The following is a 22,925-nucleotide window of genomic DNA, read 5'->3' on the forward strand; positions in this document are numbered from 1 at the left end:
AATATTATCCTTTTTACCACCAAGGTCCTACACCAAACCTAACCATACAAGCCACTACTACAACCCAAACAAATGTTAAAGGTATAAATATCTTCCAGCCTAAGCGCATAATTTGGTCGTATCTATATCTAGGGAATGTCGCACGCACCCACAAGAACATAAACATAAATATACCCGTCTTAGCAAACAACCATACAACTCCTGGCACAAAGTTAAATATAGCTTCTAAAGGAGTAGCCTCAAATGGTGAACACCAACCTCCCAGAAACATGATTGAAGTTAAAATACTAATCAAAATCATATTTGCATACTCTGCTAAAAAGAATAGTGCAAATCTAGATCCTGTATACTCAATATGATGACCAGCAATAATTTCCGACTCACCCTCAACCACATCGAAAGGTGCCCTATTAGTCTCAGCAATACCTGCGATAAAGTACACTACGAATAATGGGAACAAAGGTATAAAGTACCAATGCCACAGACCTCCGGCTTGAGACTCAATAATGCCTGTTATGCCCATAGAGCCAGCCGCAATTACAACACCAACTATTGCAAATCCCATAGCTAATTCATAAGACACAACTTGAGCACCTGCTCTGAGGGCACCAAACAAAGAGTATTTACTATTGGATGCCCACCCTGCTATTACAATCCCATATACTGAGAAAGATGTCATTGCCAATATATATAACAATCCAAGATTCATATCGGACAACACTACACCTTTCGAAAAAGGAATAACTGCCCATGCCGCATAAGCAGGTGCAAATGCTAAAATCGGTGCTACAAAAAACAAATATCTATTTGAATTAGTCGGAACAACAATCTCTTTAAGAAAAAGTTTCAAAGCATCAAATATCGGTTGCAATAATCCAAATGACCCTACTCTATTTGGGCCCAATCTATCTTGCATATATCCTATAACTTTACGCTCAGCATAAGTATAGTAAGCAACCACAAGTATAAGAGGAACAACTATTAGCAATACATAAAGCACTGTCCATAATATATATGCTAGCATACTACTTTCCCTCCTTCACAAGCTTAATACTTACATTATCACCTGATAAAAATGGCTTATACAATGATCTTGGTATCATGATATTTTTAGCTTGTAAACTAGAGTCAACCGTAACCTCTGGAGTTATCTCATTATCAATATCATAAACTTTTACAACACCAAACTTAGCATTTAAACCTATTTCATCTGCTAGTTCCTGTGATATTCTAACACCAGCAAAACGCTTGGCATCATAGGTTTTTTGTAAAGGTTCTGCTCTTCTAAGTAAGCTACTCGTACCATACATGGAATTTGATGCTACAAGTGCAATTTCTTTCTGATAATCTAAATTTGCATTAAGAATCTGAGCCACATGATTAACACCAACTCTAGCTCTAGCTCTAGCTCTATGAGCATAAGCGTCAGTAGTCACTTCTGATATAGAATTATATTCAAAACCATCTAACTCAAGTAAATTACCAATAACTCTCAAGACACGCCATAGCTCTTTATTATCAGCATATGGTTTTACTACTTGCTTGAACTCTTTAGTATTGCCAAATAAATCAACAAAACTTCCGCTTGTTTCATAGTGAGTCGCCACAGGCAAAATAATATCTGAAATATCTTTTGTAAACTTATCGGCAAACGCTGAGAAACTAACAGTTATATCAATACCTTCAAATGCTTCTCTCAATTTTTGCTCACCATACAAGCTATCCTTCGATAGCTCAGTATGAGCAGCAAATAAAAGCTTGGTGTTTGTTTGTCCATTTAGACACTTATACGTACTGAATTTAGATTTAGAAGAACTAAATATTCTCTCTGCAGCTACCGAGTTAACATCACTAGCTAAAATACCGCCTTTCACCCCAATAACTTTTTCTAATATTTCTAAAATACTAAATACTGTTTCAAAGCCACTACTATTAACGATATCTTGGCCAACTATAATTTTCGGATTTTCCGCTGCAACAATTCTATCGGCGGTCTCTCTAACCTCCGCTGCTGGATCAACCTTTCTTAGAATCACATCCAAGTCGCCGTATGGCAGATTTGCCCTTACAAAAATAGCTTTTAATAGAGATAGTGCAATATATTGAATATTATCAGCAGCTAGTTTGACTTGTTTAACATCATAGTTAAAATCATAATCACAAACATTCCAAGCAACTACCTTGGCATTGTTTTTTTCTACAGCATCTTTAACCGCAATATTAACTAGTGGATACTCTTTTCTGATGTTTGACCCAAAAACCAAGATAAAATCACTTTCACGAATATCTTCTAACGAACAATTAAAGCCTTTACCAGCACTAATCCCTGGTATATCGGCATACTGCCTTACTCTACCATCAATGTTAGTAGATCCAACACTTGCCAATAGCTTTTTCATCAGATACATTTCTTCAGAAGTAGCAGACTCAGACACGATTGCTGATATTGCATCGACACCATCTTTTTCTTTAGTTTTTTCAATAGCTACTTTAACAAAGTCTAGCGCCTCTTCCCAAGACACTTCAACCCAACCACCAGATTTCTTGATCATTGGTTTTTCAATTCTTTCTGGGCTATATAACCCTGTATATTCAAATCTATCTCTATCTGCTATCCACGTTCCTGTTATCTCATTCTCTCTAGGAACAGTTCTGACAATTCGATTTTGATAGATATGTGCGTTAATCTCTGTGACTAAAGCATCTCCTGAAGATACTGTAGGGAGCTGTTTTAGCTCCCATGCTCTAGCTTTAAACCTAAATGGCTTAGACGTCAATGCACCAACAGGACAAAGATCAATCACGTTTCCAGAGACTTCTGAATCGACCATATCTCCTGAAATATATGTGCTAATGGCAGAGTGATCTCCTCTACCCATCACACCTAATTCTTTAACTCCAGCTACTTCTTCACCAAAACGAACACAGCGCGTACATAAAATACATCTAGTCATATCCGTAGCGACCAAAGGACCCAACTCAGGATCCTCAACAACTCTTTTTGATTCTAAATATTCAGAAGTCGTATTGCCGTATCCCATAGCAATATCTTGAAGTTCACACTCCCCGCCCTGATCGCAGATTGGGCAATCTAACGGATGGTTTATCAGTAGAAACTCCATCACATCTTTTTGCATCTGTAAAGCTTTCTCAGAGCGAGTCTTGACCTTCATCCCATCCATAATTGGAGTAGCACATGCAGGGGAGGCACGTCTAGCACCCTCTACATCGACCAAACACATTCTACAGTTAGCGGCTACAGATAGCTTTTTATGATAGCAAAACCTAGGAATATAGATACCATTAGCATCTGCTACTTCTATTATTGACTGATTTGGCAAAGCTTCGTAGTTTTTACCATCAATCTCTACATTTATTTTTTTGGATTCTTTATTGTCTGACACTGAAATACCTCAATCAACTATTGATCCACTATACTCTTACCACCATTCTCAATCATATACACAAACTCATCTCTAAACTTATGTATATAACTTTGGACTGGCCATGCTGCAGCATCTCCAAGACCACAAATAGTGTTACCTTCTATATTTGTTGCTACTCTCACTAAAGTATCAATATCTTCAGGCTTTCCTTCACCAGCAACAATCCTGTGTAGCGTACGAGCCAACCAGCCAGTACCTTCTCTACACGGTGTACACTGACCACATGACTCTTCATAATAAAAATCTGCTAGCCTAGCCAATGTCTTGACCATACAGGTCGTTTCATCCAAAACAACAACTGCACCGGATCCAAGCATCGAACCAGCCTCAGCAATGGATTCATAATCCATAGTAACATTAAGCATCTCTTCACCTGTAAGAATTTTAGAAGAGCTTCCGCCCGGTATCACAGCCTTTAGCTTATGTCCATTACGAACACCACCGCACATCTCTAAGACATCTTTGAATGGAGTGCCTAGACCTATTTCCATGACTTTTTGATGCTTAACATGACCAGAAATACAAAAAAGTTTAGTACCACCACTTTTTTCAGTCCCAAGACTTTTGAACCATTCTCCACCATGCTGCAAAATTGCTGGTGCAGACGCATAAGTCTCTGTGTTGTTTATATTTGTAGGTCTGCCATAAAGACCTTTGAATGCAGGAAATGGTGGCTTAAATCTTGGACGGCCTTTTTTGCCCTCCAAAGAATTAAGCAACGCCGTCTCTTCGCCACATATATAAGCTCCAGCACCCACTGCTGAGTATAAATCAAATGAAATGCCAGAAGACTTAATATTTAAACCTAGCAATCCTGCTTGATAAGCCTCTATCAAGGCATCCTCAAACCTTGCAATAGGCTCGTAAAATTCTCCTCGCGTATAGTTATAACCTGCAGTAGCGCCAACTACATATCCAGCAATTGCCATACCCTCTATTAACTGATGTGGATTATTACGCATTATTTCCCTATCTTTACAAGTCCCAGGCTCACCTTCATCAGAATTACATACAACATATTTCTGCCCCGGTGTATTGCGTGGCATAAAGCTCCACTTAAGACCAGTAGGAAAACCAGCACCACCACGACCTCTAAGACCTGATATCTTGAGCTCTTCAATAATTTGCTCAGGTGGGATCTTTTCTGTCAAAATCTTATTCCAATAAGAATACCCACCCACCGATAAGTAAGACTCTAAGCTGTACGGCTTATCTAGATGCAGGGTACGAAAACAAACTTCATTTGCCATATATAACTACTCCAACGAATCAATTATTTGATTCACTTTTTCTATAGTTAGATTTTCATAAAAAACTTTATCAACCTCAAGCATAGGTGAGCCGCAACATGCTCCTTGACACTCTACTTCTTTCAGAGTTATACGACCATCTTTGGTAGTCTCTCCAGGCTTAATTCCAAGCTTTTTCTCAATATGCGTTAAAATATCATACGCACCATTTAACATGCACGAAACATTCGTACATAAATTCAATTTATGTCTACCCACAGGCTTTAGTTCATACATACAGTAAAATGTAGCGACTTCATAAACATCAACTTTACTAACTTGCAAGTATTCAGCAAGAGCAGTTTGCAAATCATCAGTTAAATAGCCACCATTTTGGTCTTGTAAAATATGCAACCCTTCTAAAATTGCAGATCTACGCTGATCTGCCGGGAACTTACTCAAAACTCTATCTATATCTTCTTTCGCTTGTGGCGATATCAAATCTACTAAAGACATCTTTTTCCTCTATCTATCTACATCACCAAACACAACATCTATTGTAGAGATAATCGCTGGAGTATCTGCCAACATATGCCCTGACAACAATTCATCCATAGCACTTATGTGAGTAAATCCTGGCGCTTTCATCTTAAGCCTATAAGGCTTATTCGCTCCATCAGACTTAATATACACACCGAACTCGCCTTTAGGATGCTCAGTACCAACATAAACCTCTCCCTCGGGAGTGCAATAACCTTCAGAAAAAAGCTTAAAATGATGAATAAGCTCTTCCATATTATTTTTCATTGCATTTCTTTTCGGAGGCGCAACTTTGTGGTTATCTGAAAGAACTGATCCTGGATTAGCTCGCAACCAATCAACACATTGTTTGATTAACTTATTAGATTCACGCATCTCTGCCATTCTAACAAGATATCTATCATAACAATCACCATTAGCGCCAACAGGAATATCAAAATCAAGCTTGTCATATACTTCATAAGGCTGAGATTTTCTAAGATCCCAAGCAACACCACTCCCCCTCAACATAGGTCCAGTGAAACCAAGCTCAACCGCTCTTTCTGCTGTAACAACACCAATATCAACAGTTCTTTGTTTCCAAAGCCTGTTATCTGTTAAAAGCGTGTCTATCTCATCTAGAGATTTATCAAAATCAACAACAAAAGAATCTAAAAAGTCCAACATACTACCTTGTCTGTTAGCATTGATTTTTTTGGTTTTTCTTTTGCTTGTAAATCTAGTTTGCTTATATTGTGGCATTTCTGTTGGTAAATCTCTAGCAACACCTCCTGGTCTAAAATACGCAGCATGCATACGAGCACCAGAAACAGCTTCATAACAGTCAAATAAGTCTTCTCTAACCCTAAAGGCATATAGAAATACTGTCATAGCACCCAAGTCGATACCACACGCAGCAACCCAAAGCAAATGATTAAGAATCCTTGTCATCTCGGCGAACATTACACGGATATACTGAGCTCTTTCAGGAACTTCAAGTTCTAAAAGCTTCTCGATCGCCATTACGTAAGCATGCTCATTACACATCATCGAAACATAGTCTAGCCTATCCATATAACCAATACTCTGATTATATGGCTTAAACTCAGCAAGCTTCTCTGTCCCTCTATGAAGTAAGCCAACATGCGGATCAGCTCTAACGACTGTCTCTCCATCTAGCTCTAAAATAAGCCTTAGAACACCATGCGCAGCAGGATGGACCGGACCAAAATTTAGTGTATAGTTTTTATACTCTGCCATTGTTACAAACCCATAATTTTATTGATTGCGAATCACTCTTGGTGCATTGACCCTATCATCGATCTCTACAGGTTCATAGACAACCTTACCAAGATTTTCATCATAACGCATCTCCACATAACCTGTCTGAGGAAAATCTTTTCTCAGAGGGTGGCCTACAAATCCATAATCAGTAAGGACCCTACGTAAGTCTGGATGATTATTAAAATAAATCCCAAACATATCATAAACCTCTCTCTCAGCCCAATTAGCTGAAGGCCACAGATCCTCAACCGAATCAACCATAATAATTTGAGCATCTCTCAGCTTACATTTCACACGAACTCGAACATTATTAGCCATACTTAGCAACTGATAAACAATCTCGAATCTGTTATTAACATCAGCGGTCTTAAAACCTTGCTGGCGCCCTCTCGAAAAACCTGTTTGAGAGACAGCCTTACCTACCTGCCAGTCTGACTGACCATAAGTTAAATAATCAACTACCGTAATGTCAGTAAGTTGCTTAAAATGATACTCTTTCTTAAGTTTTTTTAGGACAAGATGTATATCACGCTGATCCTTTATAGAGACATTAATCTCTCCATAAGAAATACGACACTCAACACCAAAGCCGTTTAATATCTTTTCTACATTATTAAAATGATCTTGTAACTTAGCATTCACGATCACTTCCTCGCTATAGTGTCTTTTCTAATAATTTTATTCTGCAACTGTATAATCCCGTAAACTAAGGCTTCTGCAGTTGGAGGACAACCAGGAACATATATATCTACAGGAACAATCCTGTCACACCCTCTCACCACAGAGTAGGAATAGTGATAGTACCCTCCACCATTTGCACACGACCCCATAGAGATTACCCACTTAGGATCCGGCATCTGATCATACACTTGACGTAGTGCCGGAGCCATCTTATTACAAAGTGTACCAGCAACGATAAGGACATCCGACTGCCTAGGAGAAGGCCTAAAAACAATACCAAACCTATCCAAATCATACCTAGCAGCACCAGCATGCATCATCTCAACCGCACAGCAAGCCAACCCTGTAGTTACAGGCCACAACGAGCCCGTACGCACCCAATTTATAAGCGCGTCAGCACTTGCAGTTATAAAACCTTTATTTTCGTTACCTATTCCCACTCCAGAGCTCCTCTCTTCCAGGCATATATTAAACCTAAAAATAGTACCACTAAAAATATAATCATCGCAAAGAAAGCGTGATCTGAAATAGCTGGCATTCCAGTGCTAGCTCTCAAATTTATACCCCAAGGAATAATGAACGCTAACTCTAAATCAAACACTAAAAATAGTACCGCGATTAGATAAAAACGAACATCTAGCTTTTCCCTAGCGTCACCAAAAGTAGGAAAACCACACTCAAATGTTTCTCCTTTTGTTGTACTTGGGTTGTTAGCACCAACAATCATTGACAAAATCTTACCAATCATTGCAAATGCCACACCCAAACCAAAAGCTATTATGAGGAATATAAGTATAGGCGCAAATTGCGCGTAAATATTAGTATTCATAAGAAAGATTGATTTAAAATCACCAGTCTGACAATGATATCACAATTACATATCAATTACAAAAACCTAAAACATACATAGTAAACAAGGATGAAAGCCTCAAAAATAAGAATCTTCAAACCTACTTCTATTATCATAATTATAAATATTATTAGAAATCAACTCCTGAAGGTGTATCTTCTCATTAAAAAATAACGTTGACTCAAGATAGGCTAATGATAAAGATTTCTCTGAAACTTTGTCTATTAATACGTTTATAAACACCTTAACTCTTGATATATCTGTTTACACACAAAAGATAGTGTTTTATTGATATAGACAATATATAAATTGCAATAACAGCCATACTTATGTCAAAATCTAAGTAAAGTAGGAAATTAATTATGAACAAAATGTCGGGAAATAGTTACAACCTGAAAGAGTTTGGTTTTAAAGTTACTCAACCACGTGTTGAAATACTTAAGCTTTTTGAAGAAAATAAAGATAGACACCTTAGTCCTGATGATGTTTTTTCTAAGCTCAAATCTCAAGGAAGTAGTACGGGAATAGCTACAGTTTACAGAGTACTAAATCAGTTTGAATCAGCAGGAATAATAAACAAACTCAAACTCGACTCTGATCAAGTTATGTACGAACTAAATCAAGGAGATCACCACGATCATATCATATGTATTGAGTGCAATGAGATACAAGAATTTTATAATGAAAAAATAGAAAAGCTACAAAAGGAAGTTGTGAAATCAATGGGTGCAGAAATGGTAGATCACAGTTTAAACATCTATATCAAATGCTATAAAAACTGTAAAAATAAAAACAAACCATCACAATCTTAAAACAAAGCCTTATAGACTTTTTCAAATGCATAGTCAGCTGTTATCAAGCACCAACTTTTACCCCTAGAGCTATACCCTGAGTATTTAACATCCAAATCACCAAGTCCATTTAATAGTTCATTAAAAAATTGTGGTATCGTGTCCAACTTATCGCCAACCAAAGCAGTCAAAGAAAGATTTTTCTCGAATTCAAACTCATCTTCACACAAATCTATTAACTCATTATTTATAGACTGGTATGTAATATTATTAGTGTCATCAATTACAAGAATTAATTCAACATCTGTGAGATTAATAACATCAGGTGTGATGTCATATTTTCTTAAAACAGCCAGAACTTTATAAACTATATCTGATAAATCTAAACTCACCAAATTAACTTTGATTAGACTCTGCCCTCGCCTCTCAGCAATAGCTCTTACCCCCTTTGTTACAATACCTTCATCATCGTTTGTAATATAAGTACCACCACTAGCTGGATCAAATGTCGACCCTACAAATACTTTAGTACCACTTCTCATAACTGGCCAAAGTGTATCAGGATGCAAAACTTTTGCTCCAAAACCTATAAGCTCTATAGCCTCTTCAAAATTTATCTGCTTTATTACTTGTGATTTAGGTATCAATCTTGGATCAGCTTGATGTATACCCGCAACATCAGTCCAAATGTAAAGCATATCTGCACTGACCGCCTCAGCAACCAATGCAGCAGAATAATCACTTCCTCCACGACCTAGCACTACGGTTTCACCATCTAAATTTGAACCTATAAAGCCACCCATAACGTATAGCTTTCTTGAATCAGAAAAATATTTCTTTGCCTGAGACTTTATATCTTTTAACAAAGGCCTGGCCTTAATATAACTGCCATCTGCTTTTATAATTTCTCTAGCATCGATGTGTGCTGAGCTTATACCCTGCTGTTTTAGAGCATGATCGAAAATATAAGCGGAAATCCTCTCACCAAAAGACAAAATTTGTGATTGTAACCTAAACTCTGATTTATTATCAAGATATAACTCCTGACAAAGTTTTTCAAGCTCTCTAAACAATGATGCTATATTCTCATTTCTTGTTTGCATAATACTTTGAACAATAGGATCTACAATACAATACAAGTCTGCAAATATTTTTTTGTAAGTATAAGCATCACTTTTTATAAGCTTTTCTAATAAGTTAGTAACTCCTGCTTGAGCACTGACAACAACAACTTTTATATCTTGATTATTTTTAACTATATCAACACATTTATATATTGATGCGACCGTTCCTACACTAGTTCCACCAAACTTAACCACACCGATTTGATTTTTCATATATTTTTTTGCTAATTAATGTTGCTTTTTAATATAATGTAAATGATAATCATTATCAATATTAAACAGCAAAGATTAAAATATGAATTTACAACCTCAACAAGCCATGTTAAAAAATCAAACAATCTGGGAATCAAATGCAAGAAGCTATCCAAGAAAAAACCCTTTAGTCATAAAAAAAGCGCAAGGTATTTATCTAACAGATATTGAAAATAAGAATTACATAGACTGCCTAGCAGGAGCGGGAACTATTGCTCTTGGACATAATGATCCTGAAATTACAAATGCCATATCACAAACTCTAGATAAAGGAGTCCCAATACATACATTAGACTTGCTTACAGAAGAAAAACATAGCTTTATGGAAGAGCTGCTAAACACTCTACCCCAGTCTTATCATGGCAAAACAAAAGTTCAATTTTGTAGCCCAAGTGGTTCTGATGCAGTTGAAGCAGCAATCAAACTATGCAAAACGGCAACAGGTAGAGAAAATATAATTGCTTTTCATGGTGCCTATCATGGTATGACTCATGGAACACTTTCTCTTATGGGTAATTTAGAACCAAAACAAGATATTGCCGGACTTACTCCCTATGTACATTTCCTACCCTACCCTTATTCATATCGTTGCCCTTTTGGTCTAAAAGATGAACAAGGCATAGACATAAATATTCAAATGATCTCTCGCTTATTAAAAGATCCTGAAAGTGGTATAAAAAAACCAGCCGCAATCATACTGGAACCCGTCCAAGGTGAAGGAGGGGTAATCCCAGCTCCTGTAAAATGGTTAAAGGCAATAAGAGAGCTAACTAAAGAGCTAGATATACCTCTAATTGTTGATGAAGTTCAGTGTGGTATTGGCAGAACGGGATACTTATATGCTTTTGAAAAAGCCGGTATTGATCCAGATGTAATTGTTCTATCTAAAGCACTTGGTGGAGGATTGCCAATATCTGTAATACTATACAAAAGTTATTTAGATACTTGGAAGCCTGGTGCTCATACAGGAACATTTCGTGGTAACGTGCTTGCAATGGTTGCAGGAAGTGTTGTTCTAAAAAGAGTAAACAATACTGACTTCCTAGAACAAGTAAGTAAAAAAGGTAATTATCTACTCGACAAACTCCATAGCCTAAAAAACAAATATAACATTATTGGTGATGTTCGTGGTTCGGGCTTGATGATTGGTATGGAAATAGTTGATATATCTTCAAAGCCAGACTCAATCGGTAGCTTGCCTGCTGATGGAAAAAAAGCTCTAGCAATCAAAAAAACTTGTTTTGATATGGGATTGATAGTTGAGTTAGGGGGTCGCTTTGGAGGAACTATTAGACTATTACCTCCTTTAACAATAACTATTGAACAAATCAATGAAGTAGTTCAAATATTAGAAGACTCAATTAAGGAGAATATATGAGTCTAAATCTTGATAATTACTTTCTAAACAGCTCTATAGAAAGTACTAATGCATATAAACAAAGTATAAAAGATACGTTAGAAATAATCACAGCTAACTTAAAGAGCTCTAACATTTTTAGTGGGCAAGAGGCAAGGCAACTAGAAGGATTAACTGCTCAATATAAGATAGATAAAAAACCTAAAAAGTTAGAGAGTATAATTCAGAATCAGCTTAGCGAGTTTTTTAAACATTCGCTGAATGTTAATTCTCCAACTTCCATGGCTCATTTACATTGCCCTGTAATGTTACCCTCATTAGTTGCTGAAATATTTATCTCAGCTCTAAATCAATCTATGGATTCATGGGATCAAAGCCCTATTGCCACATATATTGAACAAGCTGTTATTAACTGGTTTAGCTCTTTAATTTACAAAAATAATCCATACTCAGATGGTATATTTACAAGTGGTGGAACTCAGTCGAACCTAATGGGACTACTTTTAGCAAGAGATCATTATTGTGAAAATGTTCTAAATCATAAAATAGCAGATTTAGGCCTGCCAAATATTGCTAACAGATTTCGTATCTTATGCACAGAAAAAACGCACTTCTCTGTGCACAAATCTCTATCGATATTGGGAGTAGGTAAAAACTCAATCGAACTAATAAAAACAGATGAGAATCTTAAATTAGATACTAAAGATTTAGCCTCAAGAATAGACTCTCTGAAAGTACAAGACTTAATTCCGATATGTATAGTTACAACTATTGGAGATACTGACTTTGGCTGTATTGATAATATCAAGTCAATAGCAGAAATAGCAAATAAACATAACATCTGGCTTCATGCAGATGCCGCTGTTGGTGGAGCTCTAATACTTTCAAATAAACATAAAGATCGATTAGCAGGTCTTGAACTTGTTGATTCTGTAACTATTGATTTTCATAAACTATTTTTCCAGCCTGTAAGTTGTGGGGCTTTTTTCTGTAAAGATAGACAAGCATTCAAGCTTCTGAGCTACCATGCTGATTACTTAAACCCTGATGAAGATGGCTTTGATACTATAAATTTAGTAGATAAATCGATACAAACAACTCGTAGATTTGATGCTCTTAAAATATTTGTCTCATTGCAAAATAGTGGTACTGAGTTATTTGCAAAATGGATTGACCATATTATCGAGATTACAAATATAACAATTACAACTATAGAAGAAGACAACAGCCTACAACTAGCCTTTGAAGAGCAACAACACTTAAACAATCACCTAAATACAATTGTTTTTAGGTATTATGATAAAAATTTGAATTCTAACACTCTAAATTTGATTAATAGAGAGATTCATAAGCTTATATTTCATAGTGGCAAATTTGCTATAGCTCAGACAAAAGTGAATAAGGATATTTACTTAAAAATCACCTTAGTTAATCCAATGATAACATCAGAACTGATAAGCGCCTGTCTCAAGCAAATAAAACACTATGGCAACTTAGTCAAAAATCAAATAGAGGCAAGCCAACAATGAATAAGTACGCAAATAGAATAACTCTAAAAAATTTTTTAAATTGTTACTACCGTGAGTTTAACAATTATGAATTATCCCGAAACAATGATGGTGGTTATAGGTTTAATATCTTTTTGAAATCTATAGATTCTAGTTTTGAAACTAATGTAAAAATTTCTCCAATATTGAAATCACCAATATGGGAGTTACCATGCTATTTAGTAAAACAAGATGAAAAAATAAAGCTCGATCCTCTTGAGGCTGTATTTTTAATTAGCAAGGAGTTAGAAAACTCTAATGTAATCGCCTTCGATGAGTTATTAGAGAGGATAACCAACTCCGCAACAAATATTGCTCAGATATTACATTACAGAAAACACAAAATTGATGATGCCTTTGGATATGAAAACTCATTTATCACAAATGAGCAAAACCTAATAAGAGGTCATCGATTACAACCAGATCCTAAGAGTAGAGAAGGCTTTTCTAAGGAAGAGTTTGTACAATACTCTCCAGAAACAAATGGCAGATTTCAGCTTTATTATATGTATATAAGTAAAGATATTTTAGAGTCACAATCATTACTTAAAAAAAATACAGATGAGATTTTTTCAGACTTCCTGAAAAATGAGAGTATATACTATAAATCTGATAAAGATTACCAATTATTTGCTGTACATCCTTGGCAAGCAAAATACTTGGCAAAACATGATGAAATCCAAAAGTATAAAGCTCAAAAAAAGATAATAGATATTGGCATAACAGGCCCTTGGTTTTATCCAACAACCTCTGTTAGAACTGTGTACTCTCCACAAGCCAACATTATGCTGAAATTCTCGCTAAATATCGCCATAACAAATTCAGTAAGAACGAATTTGGCCAAAGAATGTAACAGGAGTTTGACGGTTCATAAACTATATACAAATCATTTACAGAGTATCTTAAATAATGAGTTCCCATTCTTTAAGCTAATTACAGATCCTGCTTATTGTGCAATAAAAGTTAATAATAAAATTTTTGATCCAAGTATCTGCATTATACGCAGTGCTAACTTTAATCCTCAAGATGATATTGCATGTATTGCAAGTCTAACTGAACCCAACCCATTTAATGAAGCTACGCGTATTGGCTCATTAATTCAGTACTTCAGCGTACACAATAATATCTCTACTTATGAAGCTACTATCTACTGGTTTGAGACTTACTTAACAGTTGCTATTACCCCTATACTATGGCTGTACTCAAAATATGGTATTGCTCTTGAAGCTCATCAACAAAACTTGCTAGTCAAACTAGAGCATGGACTACCAGTTGAAAGCTACTATCGGGATAGCCAAGGATATTATTATATAAAAGATTATCCAGAACTCAAAAAAGCTAATTTCGGAGATATCAGTAGTCTATGTGAAGAATCTGAGGAGTTTATAGATCATCATTTTTGCTACTATTTCGTTGTGAATCAACTTTTTTCTGTAATAGAAACCATTACAAATACTGGCTATATTAGCGAACAAGATTTAATAAAAATAACTATAGATTTCTTAGAAGGCTTCCTAGAAAAGTATAAAACCTGCGATAAATTTATCAAAAAGATTCTAAATATAGATCAATTACCTCTAAAGGCTAATCTACGCACAAGACTTAGTGGGCTTGATGAACTACAGGCTCCTTTAACTAATCAATCTATTTATGTAAATACAAATAATCCTTTTAAGGAGGTTATATGAAAATCTATGACATTATTGGCATAGGAATTGGTCCTTTTAATCTTGGACTAGCGGCATTATTAAACGATAAACCTATCAACTGCCTTTTTTTTGATAAAAAAGATAATTTCTCTTGGCACCCTGGGTTGATGATGAACTGGACAACATTACAAGTACCATTCTTAGCTGACTTAGTAACTATGGCTGATCCAACTAGTGAGTTTACTTTTCTAAATTACTTACATCAAAAAAACCGTATGTATAAATTTTACTTCAAAGAAAATTTCTTTATACCTAGACAAGAGTATAACGACTATTGCTTGTGGGTATCACAAAAGTGTAATTCTTGTAAATTTGGCTTTGAAGTTATAAATATAGAGCATCAAATAGATTCCCTGAACGAGGCTTGGTGCATCACAGTAAAAGATAAAGATAACCTAGAGCAACAATACTTAACAAAGAACATTGTACTTGGGTTGGGCACATCCGCATATTTGCCAAGTAAACTTCAGAATAAAGCGAACATTCACCATAGTAGTGAATATCTAAATATAAAAGATCAAGCTCTAAAAGATCAGCACATAACGCTGATAGGTTCTGGTCAAAGTGCTGGAGAGATATTTTTAGATTTGATGAAGTCAAAAGATGATTCTACAAAAATTAGCTGGCTAACTAGAAGTAAAGGCTTTTTCCCAATGGAGTACTCTAAACTTGGCCTGGAACACTTCTCACCTGATTATATTGAGTATTTTTATAACCTACCTAATTTAGAAAAGCCTAAACTTCTAAGTGAACAAGATCTACTCTATAAGGGAATTAGTGCTGAAACAATATCTGATATCTATGATGTCCTTTATGAGCAATCCATCGAAGATAAAAACAATACTGAATTGATTGCAAACTGTGAATGCTTAAATGTTGATAACTCACAAGATAAACTTCTCTGCTCTTTTTATCATAGCCAGCAAAATCAAGAGTTCTCAATCGCAACAGATAGAGTTATTGCAGCAACCGGATATAAAGCAAATATAAATAATGTCCTCAAAAATATAGAAGCACTAATTCAACGAGATGATAGCAATAATCTCAAAATATCTCGTGATTATAAAATAATCACGCAAAATACGTCTTTAAACATTTTTGTCCAAAATGCTGAGATCAACTCTCATGGTGTAGGTACTCCTGATTTAGGATTAGGGGGTTATAGAAATGCTGTGATAGTAAATACTCTTTTCAACAAGGAGATATATAAAGCATCTTCTCGAACGATTTTCTCAACATTTGGTGTTCCAAAAAAACACTTAACACAAAGAGCAAATATTAAAGTCGCATAAATTACAGGAGACTATTTATATGAAAAAGGAAATAAACTACTACAAGATAGCTAGCACAAGACTATTAGAAAAGATAATTTCAGAATTTAGTTATGAAGGAATTTTTAAGCCACTACAAAAAGATATAGATCAAGAAGTATATACATTAGAGATAAACTCAGATCTATGTTACAAATTTAAGGCTGTACAAAGAATATACGGTAACTTAACTATTGAAAAGGACTCTGTAACAAGACATGAGAGCAATAGTATGGAACCTGCTGATGATGCTATAAAACTTATCATTGATACACTACCTATAACAAATATTGATTCTGTCACAACAGCACACTTCATAAAAGAGCTAAATAATACGATATTTGCAGATATCGCTATCTTACAAAAAGATAATATCTCAGCAAAAGACATCTACAAGCTTCCATACGCTTATATAGAAGGGAACATGACTGGTCATCCCTGGTTTGTGATTAATAAAGGTCGTATTGGCTTTAATGCATCAGACTATACAAACTACGCCCCAGAGATGCAAAAAATCATCAATTTAGTGTGGATCGCCGTAAGCAAAGATTTAGTAACGTTTTCATCTGTAACAACTACTAACTATCTACAAATTACCAATAAAGAAATCAATTCAGAAACTTTAGCTAGCTTCAATAAAACTATAAAAATGAATAACAAAGACCCTAGTGATTTTTATATTTTACCTGTTCATCCATGGCAGTGGAAAAATGCTGTAATGCAACAATTCACGAAATATATAGCTGATAAAGATATTATATTTCTTGGTAAGTCAACTGATCAGCATCTAGCTATGCAATCAATAAGAACTATGTCTAATATTTCTTACCCTGAAAAACATAGTATAAAACTACCTCTAAACATACTAAATACTGCGGTTTATAGAGGTCTACCCAAAGATCAAACAATTAATGCTCCAATGCTTACAGAATGGGTTAAAAATATAGTCCAAAAAGATGAGTTTTTAGCTAAATATAATTTCATACTTCTAGGAGAGTTAGCTAGTGCCTACTGCCATCATCCTTATCAGTCAGAAGTTCCTCAGGTACCATACTACTTTACAGAGCAGTTAGGTGCAATCTGGAGAGAAAGTATTCACACAAGACTTAAAAGTAGTGAACAGGCTATAACAACGGCTGCTTTAACTTATGTTGATGCTAATAATAAAAGTATCATTTGTGAAATGATCAAAGAATCATCTTTAGATATTGATAAATGGCTAGAAATATTTTTTGAAAATACAGTCCCTGCTATACTACATTTCTTATACAAATATGGCATGGTTTTCTCTCCTCATGGAGAAAATAGCATATTAATCATAGAGGACAATCTCCCTGTTGGTCTGGCTATGAAAGATTTTGTCGATGATATAAATATATGCAAAAATCCTGTTGCTGAACTAAGATCGCTTCCACAACAGGTAAAAGACGCCATTCCTCAAGTTGAAGATGATTATCTTCTGCAATTTATTCATACAGGATTATTTGTTGTTCACTATAGATATATCTCTTCGATACTAGCAGACAAACTAAACTACCCCGAACTTTACTTCTATCAAAAATTAGATGAATGTATACAAAAATATCAAACAAGCAATCCTGAGCTAAAATCTCGTTTTGAACGTTTTGATCTATATAAACCAACTTTTACAAAACTATGTCTGAATAGGCTAAGAATTTTTGAAGTTGGATATAGTGATTATTCAGCAAGACCTAAGGTAATATCTACAGGTCAACTTGATAATCCTCTTTATCTTGCCCAAAGCACTAGAAATGTAGATAAATATTTATTCAAGCATAATAGAGTATCTTTTAGAGCATTTGACTTAGAACATGATTTAGATATTATTCACTCATGGATGAATAAACCTCACGTAGCAAAATTCTGGAGCCTGAATAAATCAAAGTCAGAGCTAAAAAAACATTTTTGCAATATGCTTTCAAAGCCTAACCAAAAATTACTTATATTATCGATAGATAATTCAGAAATCGCCTATGCTGAAATTTATAACACTCAGACTGATCGTATCGCTAATTATTTTTCCACTGATGATAATGAATATGGATGGCACCTGCTAATTGGCCCTGAAGAAGCTATAGGCAAAGGATATTCTAAATTACTTGTAGAAGCTCTTAGCAAATATTGCTTTGATATGCTTGGCGCTACTAATGTTATCTTTGAGCCTGATGTCAGAGTGATACCTTTTCAAAAAATCGCTCCTAAAATCGGATATTCAAATCTTGGTGAGATAGCCTTACCTGAAAAACAAGCATATCTATTTAGTTGTTCAAAGAGCTCTTTTGTAGAGGGTGAAACATTATGATAGACTGCGATATTTCAAAATGGCCAATAGTTAAAATGCATTTTGGTAGCTCCCCAAGCTATAAAGATGTACTTAGCTGGTTAGATAAATGTTCTCAAATACTAAAGAAACAACAAAAATTCTTAGTAATTAGTACTTTTTCTGAACAGTATCAGTTTGAGCATAAAGCACGATTAAAACAAGCAAAATGGTTTAAAGAGTCTAAACCTGAGCTTGCTAAATGGTGTCTAGGTATGATTCGTGTCACAAATGATCCTATTATGATCAAAAAGATTAATGCTCCAGCAATGGCTAAGGGTATGCCCTTTAGCTGTATTGCTGTTGGTAATACATGCTCAGCATGGGAAAAAGCTCAACAAATTCTAATAGAAGATAACTTGATATGAAAAAACAACTTGATATAACCATTCTTTATTTAGCACAAGCTATATCACTATATTTCTGTACTTTTGGATTACCAACGATTCTACGTTCTGAAGGAGTCTCTTTAGAAAAAATAGGCCTTTTTAGTATCTTACTATTACCATGGGTTATCAAATTCCTATGGGCTCCTTATGTAGATAGGTTATATATCAAAAAAATAGGCCGAAGAAAAAGCTGGTTTATTGTAATGCAATTTTTGACCATAAGTCTATTTTTAATATTCTCTATTTATACTCCAAAAGACTATAGCAATTATATTTTCTTATTTGCGTTTTTATTGTCCTCCATTGCAGCAACTCAAGATATAGCAATTGATGGATTTTCAATAGAACAAACAAAAGCTAAAAGCTTACAGTGGAGCAACTTTTGTAGAGTAATTGGCACTACTCTAGGTAGCATGATTGGTGGAGCATCTCTAATTGCGCTATACAAAATTTTAGGCTGGCATCAAATTACTCTATATATGACTTTGATAAGTTTATGCATTTGTGCCTATATGTTTCTTATAAATGAAAGTCATCAAAACGAAGAATATCAGCACCACATACCATCTCTAAAGTCTTTCTTTAGTAGAAAAGAAACCAGAATATTGCTACTTATGTGCTTGAGCTACAGAGCCTGTGAAGGTTTGGTTATGGGAATGCAATCATCATTTTTGGTAGATTCTCACATTCCGCTAACAACGATAGGCATAGTTATGGGAACTGGTAGTGCATTAATAGGTGTTTGTGGTGCAGCTGTTATTAGTTATCTCTTTAACTTTTATAAAGAAACTATTCTTTTGACAATATTGGCAGTAATCAGAGGCTTTTGCTATTTCTCTCTAGGATTTATAAGTTTTTATGGCATTGATAATCAAATATTCATCTTTGGAATTGTATTATTAAATATGGCTTCTCGACTTATGGAGATGATAGTTCTATATACTATATTCATGAAATTTAGCTCAAAAGATCAAGCAGGCACTGACTTTACAGTTTTAGTATGTGCTGAACTTCTAATCTATATACTAGGAATGTCACTTAGTGGTTTCTTAGCTGCGAATATTGGTTACTCAATGCTTTTCACACTAGGAGGTATTATTTCCATACCAGGGTATTTAATAGCATTACTATTATTACAAAAACTATTCCCTAGCGAGAGTGCTAAGCCTATTCTATTGAATAGATAATCTAATTTATTCATTTGCCATAAATGATATTGATTATCATTATCATAGTGATATTATCTAAGTTCTAATTTGTTACTCCCAATGCAATAACATTATCATGAATTCTAAAATTACAGCTCCTATAGTTATATATATACTTATTTTATTATCTTACAGCACAGCTTTTTCAATCACTAATAGTCAAGAGCTTAGCTTAAATGAAGAAGCTATCATCGAACTACAACAGCAGATACGTAAATTACAAGCCGATATTAGTGATATAGAAGAAAACACACTAGACTCTAATCGATTAACAACATATGACTCAAAAATAACAGATGCAAACCCTAATGATATAAGTCTAGTATTCGGAAATAGTACAAATGCTTACGAAATCAGCACCAGTATAAATACAAATAATTCAATCATAGATTTAAGAAATACCCTAGCAGGTGGTATCTTTACTCATGATGGTGCTATTAATGTCGGAAATGCCCCAGCTATTACTACCAGAGGACAAGTAACATTTTTAGGAGCTTATTCAGGTAATAACAGTATACCTATAGGAATGATATCAGGCAGTCTATTCTCATCTACGGTAATCGGACAACGCAACAAATTTGATGACTATGCTATATTTTTAGGTGGAAAAATAGAAGTCGATGCTCAAGTATGGTCTGGTAGTGAAGGAATCTCAAATGGTTACACTCTCTCTGGCAATGGTCAAAATATTTCTTTAACATCCTCCACACTATATTTTTTAGCCAATGTCGGACACTACGTTACTGCTCAGTTTGATATCAGCACCAGTGAGCTTAACAATTTTGGTTTAGGTAATGCTTTTGTCATATTTGGTAATCTAGATACATCGCCACTATTTGTAACTGCTGGAAGAAGTAGGCTTTCTGTGGGTGCTTTTGGAGGTGGTGGTCCATGGACTGGTGGTATAACAGGATTTCTGGCACCGGGTAGAACAACGAATATATCATTAAACTATAAAGATGATATTCTAAATGCTAATATAGCAGTCTTTGGATCTGATGATAATCGTATAAATTTTTCAACCGGACTATTCTATGCTGAGCGTTGGACTGAGAGCCTAGCTGTTGGCTTTAATACAGGTTATGTCTTTAATATTGCTGGAGCTGGTAATGCTTCTTTTAGCAAGTTCCTAGAGAATCAAAACTCTCCAAAAGATAATATTGGCAGCTTCAACATTAATGGTAACCTTACTTACACCATAGGCGGTGGTTTTTTAAACCTAGGAACAGGTTGGGCAAGTACTACAAATAGAAAAGACTTTAACGGTAGTAATCAAAATGTCTTAGCTGGAGGCTGGTATACTGCAGCAAACTATTCATTACAACTTGGCGGTAGAAACACAAACTTTGGCGTATCATATGGGCAAACATATAATTCTGCTAATATACCGATGTCATTACCAGCATCTCCACTGTTATTTGGCCAATCTCCATCTGGAATCAAAAACCAGCTAATTTTATCAACTCAACGTGCATATTTTGACAACAATGTCTTAATAGGCCCAGAGTATTCATATCAAAAGCTATATAACAATAAACATATGAATACTTTCACTATAGACATTGCTGTATACATGTAGTCACTGAATTAACGCTAAGCTAAAGTATTACTATTATTTAGTTTATTTTTTGTAGACATGAGAAAACTTAGTCTGGTTTTTTTGACGTTAACCACTTCCTTAGCTGAATTATGTTATGCCGATGCAAGATCACAAATTATTATAGAGAATAACTGTTCAGTCCCAATATCATTTAGTATATCTCCAGGAAATAGCACTGGAAACGCCATAAATAACCAAGTATTAGATACAAATCAGTATATCAATGTTGGACAGTATACCAATGATAAATTTGTGGATTACAACTCAGCTATAGATATAAACTTCCATTCTGAGAATTTACAATATAATGGTTCAATACAATATAATCTAAAAAATGGTTGGACTATTAATAGTGCAAGTTTTGATAATTTGAATGGTGATATAGCTATAGAGCATCAAAATAATGATTTTGACTATAGTTGGCATAGCTACACAACAACACTAAAATATCGTATACCTATATTTACAATTTCCGCATGTCCAAAATTCACAAGTCCACAAAATTCAAAACTCAAAGACATAGAAAGAATACTTATATTTGGAGATAGCCTAAGCGATACAGGCAACTTATATGGTTATACAAATGGAATTATCCCAAGATCAACTCCTTATTATAGAGGTATGTTTTCTAATGGCTCCGTTTGGACAACAATGTTAAGTGGAATTCTAGAAAATAAAATCCCAATCAGTAATTATGCTGTTGGAGGAGCTACCGCTGTCTTTGAACCATCTTGGACAGATCTTGGCTTACCCTATACGATAGACACTGAACTTCAAGCATATTCTCTCGATGATGGAGCTCACGATACCAATAAAAATCTAGCAATATTTTTTATTGGTGCAAATGACTATTTAACAATATCAGCCAATCAAGATCCTAACTTACTCAAGAATATTGCTAGCGAGGTTACTGACAAGATTATAGCAGCTATCAAAACTGTGAATGCACAAAAAACTCTAGTTATTGGACTGCCTAATCTAGGATTGACACCAGAGTCAAAAAATATAGGTAACCAAAACCTCTTAAAAGAAGTATCTTCGCTACATAACCAAATTCTAAAACAGTTTGCTGAAAATCAGACTAATATAGATTTTGTAGATATGAATCCAATATTCGAGATGCTTGTTAATGATACTGATAATTTCAACAAAAAATATCACAAAGGCTGTTGAGTTAATGAAAGCCCTTTTTCATATGTTTTAATATTGAGTATTTTTTAGATAAATCTGACTCAAAATCTTACTTTTGTGTTTCATATCAGCATTTTATGCTGATATGAATACACCT

19 protein-coding genes are annotated in these 22,925 nt (G+C 34.8%); 10 read left to right on the forward strand and 9 right to left on the reverse strand.

Features of this window, described 5'->3' with window-relative positions:
* Positions 1-13: 13 nt before the first annotated feature.
* From nuoH to ndhC, 8 genes are read right to left on the reverse strand one after another with little or no spacing between them, the layout of a single operon-like run.
* Positions 14-1,024: an NADH-quinone oxidoreductase subunit NuoH gene (nuoH, locus tag F3D57_RS00880; protein ID WP_150464873.1), complete on the reverse strand. Its 1,011-nt coding sequence runs from the start codon at positions 1,022-1,024 to the stop codon at positions 14-16.
* A 1-nt stretch (position 1,025) separates the two neighbouring features.
* Positions 1,026-3,404 (reverse strand): NADH-quinone oxidoreductase subunit NuoG, encoded by a 2,379-nt coding sequence (nuoG, locus tag F3D57_RS00885; protein ID WP_150464874.1) that lies wholly within the window; start codon positions 3,402-3,404, stop codon positions 1,026-1,028.
* Positions 3,405-3,421: 17 nt separating this feature from the next.
* Positions 3,422-4,696, reverse strand: coding sequence for an NADH-quinone oxidoreductase subunit NuoF (gene nuoF / locus F3D57_RS00890; protein ID WP_150464875.1), 1,275 nt, complete (start codon positions 4,694-4,696; stop codon positions 3,422-3,424).
* A 6-nt stretch (positions 4,697-4,702) separates the two neighbouring features.
* Entirely contained in the window at positions 4,703-5,191 is a 489-nt protein-coding gene (gene nuoE, locus F3D57_RS00895; protein ID WP_146420920.1) for an NADH-quinone oxidoreductase subunit NuoE, read from the reverse strand.
* Between the two features lie 9 nt (positions 5,192-5,200).
* Positions 5,201-6,454 carry an NADH-quinone oxidoreductase subunit D gene (locus F3D57_RS00900; RefSeq protein ID WP_150464876.1) on the reverse strand — a complete coding sequence of 418 codons (1,254 nt, stop codon included), beginning with the start codon at positions 6,452-6,454 and terminating at the stop codon, positions 5,201-5,203.
* Positions 6,455-6,472: 18 nt separating this feature from the next.
* On the reverse strand, positions 6,473-7,120 hold the full coding sequence (locus F3D57_RS00905; RefSeq protein ID WP_191092323.1) for an NADH-quinone oxidoreductase subunit C: 648 nt from the start codon (positions 7,118-7,120) through the stop codon (positions 6,473-6,475).
* 2 nt (positions 7,121-7,122) lie between these two features.
* A complete protein-coding gene (locus F3D57_RS00910) occupies positions 7,123-7,599 on the reverse strand; it encodes a NuoB/complex I 20 kDa subunit family protein (protein WP_003017394.1) in 477 nt (158 codons plus the stop codon).
* Complete coding sequence (ndhC, locus tag F3D57_RS00915) at positions 7,590-7,988, reverse strand: NADH-quinone oxidoreductase subunit A (protein WP_150464878.1); 399 nt, start codon at positions 7,986-7,988, stop codon at positions 7,590-7,592. Before ndhC ends, F3D57_RS00910 begins: the two co-directional genes overlap by 10 nt.
* Positions 7,989-8,380: 392 nt before the next feature.
* On the opposite strand from ndhC, the gene F3D57_RS00920 reads away from it, so the two are divergent.
* Positions 8,381-8,821, forward strand: coding sequence for a Fur family transcriptional regulator (locus F3D57_RS00920; RefSeq protein WP_146420975.1), 441 nt, complete (start codon positions 8,381-8,383; stop codon positions 8,819-8,821).
* Here the strand turns inward: F3D57_RS00920 and F3D57_RS00925 are convergent.
* The gene (locus F3D57_RS00925) at positions 8,818-10,137 is read right to left on the reverse strand and encodes an aspartate kinase (RefSeq protein WP_150464879.1); all 1,320 of its coding nucleotides are present in this window, start codon (positions 10,135-10,137) and stop codon (positions 8,818-8,820) included. The two genes, F3D57_RS00920 and F3D57_RS00925, sit on opposite strands and share 4 nt — an antisense overlap.
* 82 nt (positions 10,138-10,219) lie before the next feature.
* Here F3D57_RS00925 and F3D57_RS00930 point away from each other — a divergent pair, with 82 nt between their 5' ends.
* The 9 genes from F3D57_RS00930 to F3D57_RS00970 all read left to right on the forward strand — a co-directional run bounded on the left by F3D57_RS00930 (position 10,220) and on the right by F3D57_RS00970 (position 22,810).
* Positions 10,220-11,554, forward strand: a complete 1,335-nt coding sequence (locus F3D57_RS00930; protein WP_150464880.1) for a diaminobutyrate--2-oxoglutarate transaminase family protein — start codon at positions 10,220-10,222, stop codon at positions 11,552-11,554.
* Positions 11,551-13,062, forward strand: coding sequence for a pyridoxal phosphate-dependent decarboxylase family protein (locus F3D57_RS00935; RefSeq protein WP_150464881.1), 1,512 nt, complete (start codon positions 11,551-11,553; stop codon positions 13,060-13,062). The genes F3D57_RS00930 and F3D57_RS00935 overlap by 4 nt, the downstream gene beginning before the upstream one ends.
* A complete protein-coding gene (locus F3D57_RS00940) occupies positions 13,059-14,768 on the forward strand; it encodes an IucA/IucC family protein (RefSeq protein ID WP_150464882.1) in 1,710 nt (569 codons plus the stop codon). Before F3D57_RS00935 ends, F3D57_RS00940 begins: the two co-directional genes overlap by 4 nt.
* Positions 14,765-16,081: a lysine N(6)-hydroxylase/L-ornithine N(5)-oxygenase family protein gene (locus F3D57_RS00945; RefSeq protein WP_150464883.1), complete on the forward strand. Its 1,317-nt coding sequence runs from the start codon at positions 14,765-14,767 to the stop codon at positions 16,079-16,081. Before F3D57_RS00940 ends, F3D57_RS00945 begins: the two co-directional genes overlap by 4 nt.
* 19 nt (positions 16,082-16,100) lie before the next feature.
* A complete protein-coding gene (locus F3D57_RS00950) occupies positions 16,101-18,422 on the forward strand; it encodes a GNAT family N-acetyltransferase (RefSeq protein ID WP_150464884.1) in 2,322 nt (773 codons plus the stop codon).
* A complete protein-coding gene (locus tag F3D57_RS00955; protein WP_044526980.1) occupies positions 18,419-18,808 on the forward strand; it encodes a hypothetical protein in 390 nt (129 codons plus the stop codon). The genes F3D57_RS00950 and F3D57_RS00955 overlap by 4 nt, the downstream gene beginning before the upstream one ends.
* On the forward strand, positions 18,805-20,016 hold the full coding sequence (locus tag F3D57_RS00960) for an MFS transporter (protein WP_150464885.1): 1,212 nt from the start codon (positions 18,805-18,807) through the stop codon (positions 20,014-20,016). Before F3D57_RS00955 ends, F3D57_RS00960 begins: the two co-directional genes overlap by 4 nt.
* 97 nt (positions 20,017-20,113) lie before the next feature.
* A complete protein-coding gene (gene fslE, locus F3D57_RS00965) occupies positions 20,114-21,616 on the forward strand; it encodes a rhizoferrin import outer membrane protein FslE (protein WP_150464886.1) in 1,503 nt (500 codons plus the stop codon).
* Positions 21,617-21,673: 57 nt separating this feature from the next.
* Positions 21,674-22,810 carry an SGNH/GDSL hydrolase family protein gene (locus F3D57_RS00970; protein WP_224728132.1) on the forward strand — a complete coding sequence of 379 codons (1,137 nt, stop codon included), beginning with the start codon at positions 21,674-21,676 and terminating at the stop codon, positions 22,808-22,810.
* The last annotated feature ends 115 nt before the right edge of the window (positions 22,811-22,925 follow it).

Origin of the sequence: Francisella sp. SYW-2, from assembly GCF_008711475.1 — a bacterium.
GTDB lineage: Bacteria > Pseudomonadota > Gammaproteobacteria > Francisellales > Francisellaceae > Francisella > Francisella salimarina.

Coding starts and splice junctions, on each gene's coding strand:
- nuoE (WP_146420920.1), bottom strand. CDS start 5,191: ATGTCTTTAGTAGATTTGATATCGCCACAAGCGAAAGAAGATATAGAT.
- fslE (WP_150464886.1), top strand. CDS start 20,114: ATGAATTCTAAAATTACAGCTCCTATAGTTATATATATACTTATTTTA.
- F3D57_RS00970 (WP_224728132.1), top strand. CDS start 21,674: ATGAGAAAACTTAGTCTGGTTTTTTTGACGTTAACCACTTCCTTAGCT.
- F3D57_RS00900 (WP_150464876.1), bottom strand. CDS start 6,454: ATGGCAGAGTATAAAAACTATACACTAAATTTTGGTCCGGTCCATCCT.
- nuoF (WP_150464875.1), bottom strand. CDS start 4,696: ATGGCAAATGAAGTTTGTTTTCGTACCCTGCATCTAGATAAGCCGTAC.
- F3D57_RS00935 (WP_150464881.1), top strand. CDS start 11,551: ATGAGTCTAAATCTTGATAATTACTTTCTAAACAGCTCTATAGAAAGT.
- F3D57_RS00945 (WP_150464883.1), top strand. CDS start 14,765: ATGAAAATCTATGACATTATTGGCATAGGAATTGGTCCTTTTAATCTT.
- F3D57_RS00960 (WP_150464885.1), top strand. CDS start 18,805: ATGAAAAAACAACTTGATATAACCATTCTTTATTTAGCACAAGCTATA.
- ndhC (WP_150464878.1), bottom strand. CDS start 7,988: ATGAATACTAATATTTACGCGCAATTTGCGCCTATACTTATATTCCTC.
- F3D57_RS00940 (WP_150464882.1), top strand. CDS start 13,059: ATGAATAAGTACGCAAATAGAATAACTCTAAAAAATTTTTTAAATTGT.
- F3D57_RS00930 (WP_150464880.1), top strand. CDS start 10,220: ATGAATTTACAACCTCAACAAGCCATGTTAAAAAATCAAACAATCTGG.
- F3D57_RS00920 (WP_146420975.1), top strand. CDS start 8,381: ATGTCGGGAAATAGTTACAACCTGAAAGAGTTTGGTTTTAAAGTTACT.
- nuoH (WP_150464873.1), bottom strand. CDS start 1,024: ATGCTAGCATATATATTATGGACAGTGCTTTATGTATTGCTAATAGTT.
- F3D57_RS00955 (WP_044526980.1), top strand. CDS start 18,419: ATGATAGACTGCGATATTTCAAAATGGCCAATAGTTAAAATGCATTTT.
- F3D57_RS00925 (WP_150464879.1), bottom strand. CDS start 10,137: ATGAAAAATCAAATCGGTGTGGTTAAGTTTGGTGGAACTAGTGTAGGA.
- F3D57_RS00950 (WP_150464884.1), top strand. CDS start 16,101: ATGAAAAAGGAAATAAACTACTACAAGATAGCTAGCACAAGACTATTA.